We start from the raw sequence: 12,870 nt of genomic DNA, 5'->3' as shown, positions 1-12,870 counted from the left end.
ATGACCACCGACAGCAAGACCCCGGATAACTGTGACCACCTGTTGCTGAACAATCAGGTGTGCTTCGCCCTGCACTCCACTTCCCTGATGATGACCAAGGTCTACAAGCCCCTCCTGCAGGCGCTGGGCCTGACCTATCCGCAGTATCTGGCGATGATGGTGTTGTGGGAGCGGGACGGTTTGACGGTAGGCGAGATCAGCGCCCGGCTACTGACCGATCCCGGCTCGTTGACGCCGCTGCTCAAGCGCCTGGAAGTGGAAGGCCTGCTGAGCCGCACACGCAGCCGTGAAGATGAACGTGTGGTGATTGTCGAGCTGACTGAACAAGGGCGCGCATTGCGGGAAAAGGCGCGAGGCATTCCCCAGTGCATCCTCGGCGCCAGCGGGCAGACCGTGGCTCAATTGCAGACACTGCAGAAAGATCTGCAAGAACTGCGCAAACATCTGCAAAACAGCCTCTGACCAAACCTTTCAGGAGCGAGCTCCCTCTCGCTCTGATTTCTTCACAAATATTTATCTTGCGCGCAATATATTTGCGCGATACATTGATCAGGCAATTAATTAGCGCACAAACATTTAGCGCAAATACAATTTTCAGCGAGGCATTGACCATGCAAACTCTTTACACCGCAATCGCAACTTCCACCGGTGGCCGTGACGGTCGCGCCGTATCGAGTGACAACATCCTGGATGTGAAACTCGCCACCCCCAAGGAACTCGGCGGTGCAGGCGGCGCAGCAACCAACCCTGAACAACTGTTCGCCGCCGGTTACTCGGCCTGCTTCATCGGCGCGTTGAAATTCGTTGCCAGCCAGACCAAACGCAGCATCCCGAACGATGCCTCGATCACTGCCCATGTCGGCATCGGTCAGATTCCTGGCGGTTTTGGCCTGGACATCGACCTGCACATCAGCCTGCCGGGCCTGGAGCAAGCAGACGCGCAAAATCTGGTAGACGCCGCGCATCAGGTTTGCCCGTACTCCAATGCCACCCGTGGCAACGTTGATGTACGCCTGCACGTCACGGTCTAAAAACAGACGCGCACAAAAAAGCCCGACTCAATGGTCGGGCTTTTTCATTCCTGAAGCTTTGCTTATTTAGCACGGCCTTTGTAGGAACCGCCTTCGCGGGTGTCGATCTCGATCTTGTCACCGATTTCGATGAAATCAGCAACTTGCAGCTCAGTACCGTTGCTCAGCTTGGCAGGCTTCATCACCTTGCCGGAAGTGTCGCCACGAGCCGAACCTTCGGTGTAGTCAACTACGCGCACGATAGTGGTCGGCAGCTCTACGGAAACCAGGCGCTCTTCAAAGAAGATTGCTTCGCAAACATCGGTCATGCCTTCTTCAACGAAAGGCAGAACGGCTTCGATGTCTTCAGCGTTCAGCTCGTACATGGTGTAGTCGGTGGTGTCCATGAACGTGTAGGTGTCGCCGCTGATGAACGACAGGGTCGCTTCTTTGCGGTCGAGGATTACGTCGTCCAGTTTGTCGTCGGCGCTGTAAACGATCTCGGTCTTGTAACCGGTCAGCAGGTTTTTCAGCTTGGTCTTCATGATTGCGCTGTTACGACCAGACTTGGTGAATTCAGCTTTCTGAACCAGCCAAGGATCGTTTTCGAGACGGATCACGGTACCGGGTTTCAGTTCTTTACCAGTTTTCATTGCGAATATCCGAATTTGGATGGGATTTACAAAAATCTAGGCCGCGTATCATATCCAATTTCGGTAAAACTGTACCAGCGCCGTGGCAAGATCATCCTGCAAGGCCTGTTCCAGACACCACGCCTCGGCGTGTTTTTTTAATTCTGGCCACTGTTCACGGGTCGATTGCCAGTGGTCGGCCATTGGTTCACCGGCATTCCAGGCACGCCAAAGACCACTGATCGCCTGGCTGGCAGCTTCCGACAGGCCTCTTGTGTACAGCGTCAGAAACGCCTCGAGCTTATCCAGGTGGATGTCTTCATCCTGACGATAGATGTGCCACAGCAGCGGCCGTCCCGCCCATTGAGCCCGCACGAACGAATCTTCGCCGCGTACCGCGTTGAAATCGCAGCACCACAACAGCAGATCATATTGATCCTGTCGGACGAACGGCAGCACCTGCACGGTCAAGGCATCACGCACCTGCAAATCGCCCGCAACCAAACCGTCGATGCCAAGCCATCGCCCGACATCACCGAGAATCCGCCCTTCAGGCACCAGCAGATGAGTGGGCGTGGAGTCCGCGGCCATGGTGTCCAGCCAGGTTGCCAGCCCGGTATTTTCATAGGCAAACAACGAAATCAGCTGTGCATCTTGCGCGCGATCAACGCCTAACCCTTGCAGGAATTGGCGCTGGGCATCGGGGTTCTGTTGAAATTGCCGACGCCGCTCCAGCAGGCCCTTTTCACGTAACAAACCGCCGGTACCCTTCTGGAAACCGGGGAAGAAAAAGAACTTCTGTACGCTCTTGTACTTCACCGAAGGCAAGCCATGGCAGCCCACGACCCAGTCCTCGGCGCTCAAATAATCGAGATTCAACCAGAGTGGCGGTATCGCCCGTGAGGCCATTGCGTCCCTGTAATCCGCCGGTAACTGGCAGGCAAACGCGGCAATCGCCACGTCTGCCGCGGCAACTGGCTGCCAATCGGTTGGCCATTGGCGAACTTCGACACCTTGCTGCCACTGCTGCGACAGGTTGATGTCGATGTCCGGGCACAGCCGCTCGAACGCTCGCAAGTCGTCAACCCATAGGCACACCGCCACCGAATGCTCGGCGACCAGTTGCCGGGCGAGACGCCAGGTAACACCGATATCGCCAAAGTTGTCGACCACGATGCAAAAGATATCCCAGCGGGTTTTCATTTCAGGCATTCCAGGCTCCCGTTGGCAAAGGCGCCGATTGTCCGCATAAATTACCGCGTACAGAAGAGCCGACGCCGATTAATCTTCATGCGACAATCGCCGATCGCCCGCGACCACCGCCAGGAGGCAGCCATGCCCTACCGTCCCAATCCACGCCGACCGTTGCCGGTTCGACTGAACGCGCTGCAACTGACCGGCAGTATTGCCTTGGGCATATGGCTTGGTTTTTTGGCGATTGCACTAACCCTCTGGCTGGCGTCGCGCCTGCTGTTCAGCGAGCAACTGGCACCTGTGGCCGCAGCCGTGGAGCAAATGGCCAAGCCACCGGTCATCGTGCAACCGGCGCCGGATATCCCGCCGCAGAGCCCGTTGTTCCAGCAGTACGAAGAGAACCTGCGCAAGAGCGAGCAGCAACAGCGACTTGATCAGGCTCGCAGCACCCGCCGTAACCTGGCTAATCCGAAATGCCAATTCTGGCTGCAACAGGACCAGACCGCGCCGAGCGAAAAAAGCCGCGCCAACGTTCTGCAATTCTGCGATTGATCATGAACAAGCAAACCGTCCACCAATTGATTATCGACAAGCTGCGGATCGATCTCGACATCGCCGAACGTGCTGCGCAAACCGCTTACGAAACCGCGACCCACGAAGAAAACATCGCCGAAAACAAGTACGACACGTTGGGGCTCGAAGCGTCATACCTGGCCGCAGGGCAAGCGAAACGCGTAGAGGAAATCAGACAGTCGTTAACGCTTTGCCAGAACCTGACGCTGCGTCCCTACGATGATCAACGCGGCATTGAAGTCGGCGCACTGTTGGGGCTCGAAGACCAGAACGGTCGCGAACAGTGGCTATTCCTGGCACCCGATGCGGCCGGATTGAAAATTGACGTGGTCGGGCAGCCGATCACCGTCATCACCCCGCGCTCGCCACTGGGCAAAAGCCTGTTGGGCAAGTTCGAAGGCGATGAGGTAGAGATTTCCGTGGCGGGCGCTCGGCAACAGTTTGCTGTTACCGAGGTGATCTGAAAACAATCAGTGGACCGGCAGTTCGACGCCGTCGAACAGGTCTTCGAGCTCCTGCTTGTTGTGGCACGCAATGGCTTTTGCCATTACTTCACGCGTCAGGTGTGGGGCGAACTTCTCGATGAAGTCGCACATGAAACCGCGCAGGAAGGTGCCGCGACGAAAGCCAATCTTGGTAACACTGGACTCGAACAAATCGCTGGCATCGAGCATTACCAGGTCACTGTCGAGTTTGGCGTCGACCGCCATTTTCGCCACGATGCCCACGCCCAGACCCAGGCGTACATACGTTTTGATCACGTCGGCATCGGCTGCGGTGAACACCACTTTTGGCGTCAGGCCGCGATGACTGAAGGCTTCATCGAGTTTGGAGCGACCGGTGAAACCGAACACGTAAGTCACGATCGGGTATTCGGCCAGCGCTTCGAGGGTCAGCTTCGATACCTTGGTCAGCGGGTGGCCCTGAGGCACGACTACGCAGCGGTTCCAGCGGTAGCACGGCATCATCACCAGATCACCGAACAGCTCCAGCGCTTCGGTGGCAATGGCGAAATCGACGGTGCCATCAGCGGCCATTTCGGCGATCTGCATCGGCGACCCTTGGTGCATGTGCAGGGCTACGTCGGGGTATTGCTTGATGAAATTGCTGATCACCGGCGGCAATGCATAACGCGCTTGCGTGTGGGTGGTGGCAATCGACAGGGTGCCTTTTTTCTCGTTGGAGAACTCCTGGGCAATCTGCTTGATGCTTTCAACTTTGCGCAGGATCTCGCCGGCGGTGGTGATGATGCGCTCGCCAGCCGGGGTGACGCGTGTCAGGTGCTTGCCGCTGCGAGCGAAAACCTCGACCCCCAATTCGTCTTCCAGCAGACGGATCTGCTTGCTGATGCCAGGTTGCGATGTGTAAAGACTTTGGGCTGTAGCGGAAACGTTGAGGTCGTGGTGCGCCACTTCCCAGATGTAGCGCAATTGTTGAAGCTTCATATGTATCCCTCAAAGCAGGTAGACGCCACGGGCATCAGCGACGGTATATAACTATATTAATGGTTTGAGCAATAAATCTAGAACTTTTTATCAAGATGCCAATATTCGTGTCCTAGCGGTCTCCCTGCCGGCGACGTTCAACCAAAGGCACCAGGTAAACCGGCACTGGTGACAACTGCAACACCCGTGAAGCAGTGCGACCCAAAGGCGTGTCAGCACCTACGCTGTGGCTGTGACTTCCTACGATCAGCAAATCCACCGAGAGTTTCTGCGCCTGGTCGAGAATCACTTGCGAAGGATCACCCTGAACCACCCGCACGGTTTTGATTCGCTCCAGGTCCTGCTGGCCCTCGTCCCCCAGTTCTTCACGAAAGCTATCGAGCACACGCTGCTCGATACTGGCAATCACCGTGTTCAGCCCTTGGCTGTGGAAATCGCTGAGTGCCTGTTCATCGAGGTAACTTTGAAGCACCGATTCAGCAAATAAGCCCATGGGCTCAACCGCGTGCACCACATACAGATCGGCATTGAACGTACGGGCCATCGCCAAGGCATGCTGCATCACCAAGGGTGCATACAGGCCGAGGTCAGTGGCATACAGCATCGAGCGAATCATGTGACCTCCTCGAATGCCAACATGGCGGAGATGGATTCAGCTTAGCAGTGCCTTGGCGAGTACGACGTTTGGTGTAACGCGTTGAACCGTGGGCTTAAACTTTTTGCTCGTTGCTTATGCCGTGCGGCACGTGACCGGTGGCGACCACCTCGCGCGCCAGTTCGCAATGTCCCGCCTGATCGTCGAAAAATACATCGGCGGCGAAGGCTTCGAGAAACGCCGATTTGGTCAATCCACCGAGGAACAACGATTCGTCCAGACGAATATCCCATTCGCGCAATGTGCGAATCACTCGCTCATGCGCCGGCGCCGAGCGTGCCGTCACCAGCGCGGTGCGGATCGGACACGCATCGTCGGGAAACTCGCGCTGCAACAGATTAAGCGCCGCAAGAAACCCCTTGAACGGACCGCCGCGCAGCGGTTCACGGGCCGACTCTCGTTCGCTTGCTTGAAACGCTTCCAGTCCACCGGACTGGTAAACGCGTTCTGATTCATCGGAAAACAACACCGCGTCACCATCGAAAGCGATGCGCAGTTCATCGCTGGCGGCACGGCTGGCACCGCCCGAGAGGATGGTCGCCGCCGCGAATCCGGCATCCAGCGCACTGCGCACATCTTCGGCATGGGTCGATAGAAACAGGTCACACCCGAAGGCTTTAAGGTAAGGATAAGGACTGCGCCCGCCGACAAACGCCGCGCGGGAAATCGCCAGGCCATAGTGATGGATCGAGTTGAACACCCGCAGCCCGGTGTCGGCACTGTTGCGTGACACCAGGATCACTTCGACCCGGGCTCGGCCGAGACTGGTATTAAGATTGAGGAGTTTTTGCACCAGCGGAAATGCATCGCCGGGCTCGAGAATTTCGTCCTCGTGCTCGATCTGATACTGCCGGTAAGCCTCGACCCCACTCGACAGGTAAACCTTGTGGCTTTCACTCAAATCGAACAGCGCACGCGATGAGATCGCCAGCACCAGTTTGTCGTCTATGTCCTTTGCCATGCGCTTTACCCCAACGGTTGATCGACTCAGGCATTGCGTCGATCAATAAAACTCAGACTGCGATACAAGGCTTCGATTCGCGGCAATTCGCATCCGGCTGCTTTGGCCGCCGCCAATGGCCGGGCATAAATCGCCGCCAGTTCCAGCGGTCGCTTGTGCAGAAAATCGTGGTACATGCTCGGCCAATAGTCAGGCGTCTTTTCGGTCATCAGGAACAACTGCTCGGCGTATCCGGCCGGGATTACCTGACCGCAGGCCGTAGCGCCCTGAACCACTTCGGCCATCAATGCCTTGATCAGTTCCCGGCTGTCGGCATCGGCCATCAATGGCGTGGTACTCGCGCCGAGTAATACCGAAAGGCCATTATAGGGAACATTCCAGACCAGTTTTTGCCAACGCGCCTGATGCAGGTTCGGCATGGATTGCGAGTCGATACCCGAGGCTCGAAACAGCGCGGCGCCCTGCTCTACAATCGCCGCGCGTTCGCTCGCCTCGGTTGCCGGACCGCTGTGGTAGCCCACATTTACCGCGCCAAGCGCTTGGTGGGTAATGACCCCAGGACTGGCGCGATGAACGCAGATGTAGCACAGGCCACCGAGCACGTGCAGCGAATCAGGAAGCAGTTCGCGCAGGCTGTCTTCGACGTCCAGGCCATTTTGCAGCAGCAACACTTTGGCACCTGGCGCCGCGGCTTGAATGATCGCTGGCGCGAGCGCCGCGTTACTGGTGGTCTTGGCGCCCACCAGCAGCCAGTCGCAGGGCGGCATGTCTTCAGCAGACGCGTAAGCCTGAACCGAATTCAGCGTGAGCACGCCGTGTGGTGCGCTCTCGACCCGCAGGCCATTGTCGACCACTGCTGAATATTCGCTTCGCAACAGAAAATGCACATCGAAGCCTGCTCGCGCCAGCATCACGCCGTAGAAACCACCGATGGCGCCGGTTCCGATAATGCCGATTGTTGGCTTGGCAACTGCTTGTGTCATGGCAACTCCTCTGCTGTCGTGGTCAACGCCTGACCGATGGCTGCATTGAGCTCGGTACGGGTCAGGCGCGATGCAAGTGCACCGAAGAACTCGCCGTCGCGCACTACAAACAGCGCCGGCAGATGAAAGACCTGATAACGCTCCACCAAACCGCCATTGTTACCGGCGTCGATCCAGCACAGACGATCAACCGCCAAGCCCAGCGCTGGCAATTGCGCACGGGCGTAACGGCAACTCGCACAGCCAACGCTTACGAAGATAACCAGCGACACGCCGTTCATCGCCAGCAGCCGTTGATCGGCGTCGAAATCGGTCAGCTCGGATTCGACCACTATACTGGGGGAAACACTGTCAGATGGCCGACACATGGAGTCCGTGTTCATGAGACGTTTTCTTCCTCATCCTGACGATGTGCCTGTTGAATTGACGTTGCTCAAGCACGAATGTATTTCACGGCAACGGCTGCACACTATCAGCCTCGGCGGCATGGCTTGCAATTACCACCGCGCCTGGCGCCACGGCACTGCGCTGGAGGTGCGCATCCCCACGCTCAACCCCGATTTGCGCTATCTGGGTTACGTGGCGTGGTGCCTGCGACGCAAGCGCGGGTATCTGGTGGGCATCGCGTTTGTTGACGAACAGATGCTGTTCAGCGCCCGGATGGGCGAGCAGGTATGCCAGATCGAACGTTACTGTCGCCTGCATGATGGGCAAAATGATTTGCAGGAAACCCAGGCACTGGCACTCGAATGGGTCCAGGAGCATGCCAGCGAGTTTTCTCACGACACGGTCCGCAAGGCATTTGCGCAGCCTGTGCTGGATTAAACCGCTGTCTGCCCATTGTCGAGCCACGGTGTAACGCGCTAAGGTTCCGCACCCCGACGCGCTTAAATTTGCTGTGCTCCGCCGCGCGGGTTCGCTGGCGGCCGGCACCCGTGACCTGACGAGTAAACGATGGCTGATTTACCGATCAACGACCTAAACGTCGCCTCCAACGAAACGCTGATCACTCCCGATCAGCTCAAGCGTGATATCCCTCTGAGCGACGCCGCCCTGCGCACCGTCACCAAGGGTCGCGAAGTTATCCGCAACATTCTTGATGGCACCGACCACCGTTTGTTTGTGGTAATCGGGCCTTGCTCGATCCATGACATCAAGGCTGCCCACGAATACGCCGAACGCCTGAAAACGCTCGCCGCTGAAGTGTCCGATACGCTGTATCTGGTCATGCGCGTGTATTTCGAGAAGCCACGCACCACCGTCGGCTGGAAAGGCTTGATCAACGATCCTTACCTGGACGACTCGTTCAAGATCCAGGATGGCCTGCACATCGGCCGTCAATTGCTGCTGGACCTGGCCGAAATGGGCCTGCCGACCGCAACTGAAGCCCTCGATCCGATTTCTCCGCAGTATTTGCAAGACCTGATCAGTTGGTCCGCCATTGGCGCGCGCACTACCGAATCGCAGACTCACCGTGAAATGGCTTCCGGCCTGTCTTCGGCGGTCGGTTTCAAGAACGGCACCGATGGCGGCCTGACCGTGGCGATCAACGCCCTGCAGTCGGTTTCCAGCCCGCACCGTTTCCTGGGCATCAACCAGGAAGGTGGCGTGTCGATCGTCACCACCAAGGGCAACGCCTACGGTCACGTGGTACTGCGCGGCGGTAACGGCAAGCCGAACTACGATTCGGTCAGCGTTGCACTGTGCGAGCAGGCGCTGAACAAGGCGAAGATCAAGCCGAACGTCATGGTCGATTGCAGCCACGCCAACTCCAACAAGGACCCGGCCCTGCAGCCGCTGGTGATGGAGAACGTTGCCAACCAGATCCTCGAAGGCAACCAGTCGATTATCGGCCTGATGGTTGAAAGCCATTTGAACTGGGGTTGCCAGGCGATTCCAAAAGACCTCGCCGACCTGCAATACGGCGTGTCGATCACCGATGCCTGCATCGATTGGTCTGCCACCGAAAACACCTTGCGCAGCATGCACGCCAAGCTCAAGGACGTGCTGCCAAAACGCGATCGTCACTGATCGCCGTTGGCTGCACACAAAAACGCCGGGCTAAGCCCGGCGTTTTTTTTATGCCTCATTTTCGCTCACAACTTGGCAGCGTGCCGCTGGTGACGCTCCATGTAGCGCTCCACGTAGGAGCACGACGGAATGACTGTGTAGCCCATTTCCTCGGCGTATTGCAGCGCCTGCTCGGTCAATGCCGCAGCAATTCCGCGACCACGCAGCGCGTTCGGCACGAACGTGCGATAGATATCCAGGGTCTGTTTCCCCAGATCCATATAGGTCAGGTAGGCACGATGACCGTCCACATTGGTCTCGAACTGATGACCAGCCTGGTCATGGTGGATGGACAACGCCTCGCTCATCACTACTCCTCGCGGGTCTTGGATTCTGACCCCTACCTTACCGATGTTTTTCCGGCGAAGGAACATCTACGCCACCCTGTGCCTGAATGGACACTGAACAAGTCGCACCCAATTTGGGCAACCGGGCACGTATCAAATAGTAGGCACCAATGGCACAAATGCTCAAGGTACGCTCGTCATGACGCCGGTTGGCGGGTGCAGCTGCGGGTTACGCAAAAATGCCTCGACCACAGATTTCATCGGGTCGAAGCCTGAACATTGCCGGATGTTGAGACTTAAGACGAGCGCCCTTTCTTAAAGTCACCTCAACTAGGCGAAAGATATGAGAGCTGTTGCTCAAATCGCGAACAAAAGTGTAGACGAGTCTATCTAGTCATACTTTAGTACAGACACGAAAAACAGCTATCACAGCAGGGAACTTTTTCGCTGCGGCTCGCTCAGGCTCGGGCCTCGTAGCTGAATATTTTTTAATCAGCTCAGTTAAAAGTTGCTCGAAAAAGAATCAACGCCTACAATTTTTTAGCATCTTGCTATACGTCAGTTTACTTACTACAAGTAATGGGTAGTATGTACGCCGGCTATTTCCTCACTCCGAGGAGACAGCTACTTAATAGAAAGTCCTTGAAGGGGAACACGATGAACAACGTTCTGAAATTCTCTGCTCTGGCTCTGGCCGCAGTTCTGGCTACCGGTTGCAGCAGCGCATCGAAAGAAACCGAAGCACGTCTGACTGCTACTGAAGACGCAGCAGCTCGCTCCCAGGCTCGTGCAGACGAAGCGTACCGTAAAGCTGATGAAGCTCTGGCTGCTGCTCAAAAAGCACAACAGACTGCTGACGAAGCTAACGAGCGCGCTCTGCGCATGCTCGACAAAGCTAGCCGCAAGTAATAGTCCTTCGGGGTTGTTATCAAGCCGATCCATTTTGGATCGGCTTTTTATTGCCTGAAGTTTTCTACAGGCAATAAAAAACCCGTCGACGCACCTGGCGTTGACGGGTTCTTTTCGCGCGTTACTGCTGCAAATCGATCGGCGTACTGCTGACCATGGGCGCAGAAGTATTGGGCACTGCAATCTCTACCGGCAAACCATCTTCAGCGGCTACCACGTCGCGCACCACATCCCAGTTCATGCGCAGGTTGTTAGTGATGTCCTCACGCTTGAGCATCGCGTTGATGACGGCGGTGTGCTTGTCGACGACTGAAGGGTTGCCATTGTCATCCAGCGGTGTGTGCGCTTCGAGGTACACCTTGCCGCCACTCATGCCGAACTTGTAGGGGTCGTTGATAATACGAACCGAGGTTCCAACCGGCACCATGCCGGCCATTTCCAGCACGTTATTGTTGAACATGCGGAAGCAGCCGTGGCTGGTGCGCATGCCAATACCGAACTTCTTGTTCGAACCATGAATAAGGTAACCCGGTGTGCCCAGGTTGAATTTGAACGGCCCCAACGGGTTGTCCGGGCCGGCCGGCACAACGTTCGGCAACGGGTCGCCATCGGCGGCATGCTCAGCCTTGATCGACGCTGGAGGGGTCCAGGTCGGGTTGGGCGTCTTGGCGGTGATGGTGGTGTGAGCGATAGGTGAACCCCAACCCTCGCGACCGATGCCCAGCGGGAAGGTGTACACCACGTTCCGGCCTTTCGGGTAGTAGTACAGGCGGTATTCAGCCAGGTTGATGACGATGCCTTCACGCGGGCCCGGCGGCAGGATGAATCGTGTTGGCAAAATGATTTCGGTCCCCGCACCCGGCAGCCAGGCATCGACGCCGGGGTTGGCCGCGACCATTTCCAGGTAGCCCAGATCGTAGGTGGTACCAAGGTCGGCGAAGGTATCTTCGTATTTGGCCTTGATCACTTGCACCTGGCCGATGATGTCTTCACCGGGAGGTGGCAGGGGCAGCTCCAATGCTGCGACGGGACCTGCAACGCAGAGGGCGGCAAGTGTCAGGCAGCGGGTGACGACAGGAAAGCGCGGCAACATCCGGAAAATCCTTCGCATGAACAGAGGGTATGAAAGGCGATTGTACACCGACGCCCGTAAATTCGGGGAGTTGGCCGATAGCTAGCTATCTTTAAGCGTTTACAGCTCGAACCGCAACTCTGGCCAGATCGGCGAGGTGCCGCGTTTTTGTGATTCCAGAATAGCCCGGCACAGCGAACACAGGCGTTGGTCCTGAAACACACGGCGGTCAACCGTCGACCAGCGAGGTTGTGCCGGCAGCAGGCTGCCGCACAACGTCCGGTCTGCCGAGCCGCCCAGTTCCAGCTGACGGGTCACCAGATGCACCCGCACTTCCTGGCAGGCGAACAGGTCCAGCTGTTCGTCAGGCTCGATCAGTTGATAGGCAAAAAGTGACCAGGCGGGACGCGGCATCGGGGGCTCCAAATCGGGGGCGCCACCTTAGCCGAAACATCGTCACTAGAAAAGCGTCAAAGCAGCGGTTTCAGTGTCGGCCAGACATTTTCCAGTAACTTGTCCTGAGCCCCGACGGCCGGGTGCAGACCGTCCGCCTGCATCAGTTCCGGATGGCCGCCCACACCGTCGAGAAAAAACGGTACCAGCGCGATCTTTTTCTCATCGGCAACGTTGCCGTAAACCTCGGCGAATGCCTTGGTGTAGCGGGCGCCATAATTGGGCGGCAATTGCATGCCCAGCAACAAGACCTTGGCGCCACTGGCGCGGGAGCTGTCGATCATCGCTGCAAGGTTTTGTTGCAATTGCGTTGGCAGCATTCCTCGCAGGCCATCGTTGCCGCCCAACTCAAGAATCACCAATTGCGGCTTATGCTCTGCAAGCAGCGCCGGTAGCCGCGCCTGGCCGCCTGCACTGGTGTCGCCACTGATGGATGCATTGACGACCTTATCGTCAAAACCTTCACGCTTGAGCCGCTGCTCAAGCAAAGACACCCACCCCAAACGGGTATCCAGGCCGAAACCCGCGCTGATACTATCGCCAACGATCAGGACTGTACCCGCCGCTGCGTTCTGGGCCATGCACATCAAGGCCAGGCCAGCACTCAAAAACCACACTCGCATCGG

General features: G+C 57.2%; 18 protein-coding genes. 7 read left to right on the top strand and 11 right to left on the bottom strand.

Annotated features, from left to right (window positions below):
• Both ACQR3R_RS23740 and ACQR3R_RS23735 read left to right on the top strand, forming a co-directional pair.
• A complete protein-coding gene (locus ACQR3R_RS23740) occupies positions 1 to 462 on the top strand; it encodes a transcriptional regulator, SarA/Rot family (RefSeq protein ID WP_428275949.1) in 462 nt (153 codons plus the stop codon).
• A gap of 149 nt (positions 463 to 611) precedes the next feature.
• A complete protein-coding gene (locus ACQR3R_RS23735; RefSeq protein WP_428275947.1) occupies positions 612 to 1,031 on the top strand; it encodes an Ohr family peroxiredoxin in 420 nt (139 codons plus the stop codon).
• 62 nt (positions 1,032 to 1,093) lie between these two features.
• Here the strand turns inward: ACQR3R_RS23735 and ACQR3R_RS23730 are convergent, their stop codons facing one another.
• Positions 1,094 to 1,663 carry an elongation factor P gene (locus tag ACQR3R_RS23730; protein WP_028619992.1) on the bottom strand — a complete coding sequence of 190 codons (570 nt, stop codon included), beginning with the start codon at positions 1,661 to 1,663 and terminating at the stop codon, positions 1,094 to 1,096.
• 48 nt (positions 1,664 to 1,711) lie between these two features.
• The gene (gene earP, locus ACQR3R_RS23725) at positions 1,712 to 2,854 is read right to left on the bottom strand and encodes an elongation factor P maturation arginine rhamnosyltransferase EarP (RefSeq protein WP_428275944.1); all 1,143 of its coding nucleotides are present in this window, start codon (positions 2,852 to 2,854) and stop codon (positions 1,712 to 1,714) included.
• 123 nt (positions 2,855 to 2,977) lie between these two features.
• Between earP and ACQR3R_RS23720 the strand changes: the two genes are divergently transcribed.
• Together ACQR3R_RS23720 and ACQR3R_RS23715 are read left to right on the top strand one after the other, a co-directional pair.
• Positions 2,978 to 3,388 (top strand): hypothetical protein, encoded by a 411-nt coding sequence (locus ACQR3R_RS23720; protein WP_428275942.1) that lies wholly within the window; start codon positions 2,978 to 2,980, stop codon positions 3,386 to 3,388.
• A gap of 2 nt (positions 3,389 to 3,390) precedes the next feature.
• Positions 3,391 to 3,873 (top strand): GreA/GreB family elongation factor, encoded by a 483-nt coding sequence (locus ACQR3R_RS23715; RefSeq protein WP_428275940.1) that lies wholly within the window; start codon positions 3,391 to 3,393, stop codon positions 3,871 to 3,873.
• 6 nt (positions 3,874 to 3,879) lie between these two features.
• Here the strand turns inward: ACQR3R_RS23715 and cysB are convergent, their stop codons facing one another.
• From cysB to ACQR3R_RS23690, 5 genes are all read right to left on the bottom strand, one after another.
• On the bottom strand, positions 3,880 to 4,854 hold the full coding sequence (gene cysB / locus ACQR3R_RS23710) for an HTH-type transcriptional regulator CysB (protein WP_428275938.1): 975 nt from the start codon (positions 4,852 to 4,854) through the stop codon (positions 3,880 to 3,882).
• Between the two features lie 112 nt (positions 4,855 to 4,966).
• Positions 4,967 to 5,470, bottom strand: a complete 504-nt coding sequence (locus ACQR3R_RS23705) for a universal stress protein (RefSeq protein WP_428275936.1) — start codon at positions 5,468 to 5,470, stop codon at positions 4,967 to 4,969.
• 94 nt (positions 5,471 to 5,564) lie between these two features.
• Positions 5,565 to 6,470, bottom strand: coding sequence for a 5'-nucleotidase (locus tag ACQR3R_RS23700; RefSeq protein ID WP_428275934.1), 906 nt, complete (start codon positions 6,468 to 6,470; stop codon positions 5,565 to 5,567).
• Between the two features lie 26 nt (positions 6,471 to 6,496).
• Positions 6,497 to 7,453: a putative 2-dehydropantoate 2-reductase gene (locus tag ACQR3R_RS23695; protein WP_428275932.1), complete on the bottom strand. Its 957-nt coding sequence runs from the start codon at positions 7,451 to 7,453 to the stop codon at positions 6,497 to 6,499.
• Positions 7,450 to 7,836, bottom strand: a complete 387-nt coding sequence (locus ACQR3R_RS23690) for a thioredoxin family protein (RefSeq protein WP_428275930.1) — start codon at positions 7,834 to 7,836, stop codon at positions 7,450 to 7,452. The genes ACQR3R_RS23695 and ACQR3R_RS23690 overlap by 4 nt, the downstream gene beginning before the upstream one ends.
• On the opposite strand from ACQR3R_RS23690, the gene ACQR3R_RS23685 reads away from it, so the two are divergent.
• A complete protein-coding gene (locus ACQR3R_RS23685; protein ID WP_428275928.1) occupies positions 7,835 to 8,278 on the top strand; it encodes a PilZ domain-containing protein in 444 nt (147 codons plus the stop codon). The genes ACQR3R_RS23690 and ACQR3R_RS23685 overlap by 2 nt on opposite strands.
• A gap of 129 nt (positions 8,279 to 8,407) precedes the next feature.
• Positions 8,408 to 9,484, top strand: coding sequence for a 3-deoxy-7-phosphoheptulonate synthase (locus ACQR3R_RS23680; protein WP_428275926.1), 1,077 nt, complete (start codon positions 8,408 to 8,410; stop codon positions 9,482 to 9,484).
• Positions 9,485 to 9,549: 65 nt separating this feature from the next.
• On the opposite strand, the gene ACQR3R_RS23675 is transcribed toward ACQR3R_RS23680, so the two are convergent.
• Positions 9,550 to 9,831: a GNAT family N-acetyltransferase gene (locus ACQR3R_RS23675; protein ID WP_019692933.1), complete on the bottom strand. Its 282-nt coding sequence runs from the start codon at positions 9,829 to 9,831 to the stop codon at positions 9,550 to 9,552.
• A 636-nt stretch (positions 9,832 to 10,467) separates the two neighbouring features.
• Here ACQR3R_RS23675 and oprI point away from each other — a divergent pair.
• Entirely contained in the window at positions 10,468 to 10,719 is a 252-nt protein-coding gene (gene oprI, locus ACQR3R_RS23670; RefSeq protein WP_003199355.1) for an outer membrane lipoprotei OprI, read from the top strand.
• Between the two features lie 121 nt (positions 10,720 to 10,840).
• Here the strand turns inward: oprI and ACQR3R_RS23665 are convergent, their stop codons facing one another.
• From ACQR3R_RS23665 to ACQR3R_RS23655, 3 genes are all read right to left on the bottom strand, one after another.
• Positions 10,841 to 11,812, bottom strand: a complete 972-nt coding sequence (locus ACQR3R_RS23665) for a L,D-transpeptidase family protein (RefSeq protein ID WP_428275922.1) — start codon at positions 11,810 to 11,812, stop codon at positions 10,841 to 10,843.
• Positions 11,813 to 11,911: 99 nt separating this feature from the next.
• On the bottom strand, positions 11,912 to 12,205 hold the full coding sequence (locus tag ACQR3R_RS23660) for a hypothetical protein (protein ID WP_028619979.1): 294 nt from the start codon (positions 12,203 to 12,205) through the stop codon (positions 11,912 to 11,914).
• Between the two features lie 56 nt (positions 12,206 to 12,261).
• On the bottom strand, positions 12,262 to 12,867 hold the full coding sequence (locus ACQR3R_RS23655) for a GDSL-type esterase/lipase family protein (RefSeq protein ID WP_428275920.1): 606 nt from the start codon (positions 12,865 to 12,867) through the stop codon (positions 12,262 to 12,264).
• Positions 12,868 to 12,870 lie beyond the last annotated feature (3 nt).

Origin of the sequence: Gordonia sp. IEGM753 (assembly GCF_050321825.1) — a bacterium.
In the GTDB taxonomy this organism is placed as follows: domain Bacteria; phylum Pseudomonadota; class Gammaproteobacteria; order Pseudomonadales; family Pseudomonadaceae; genus Aquipseudomonas.
This window is presented reverse-complemented; position numbering and strand designations above follow the sequence as displayed.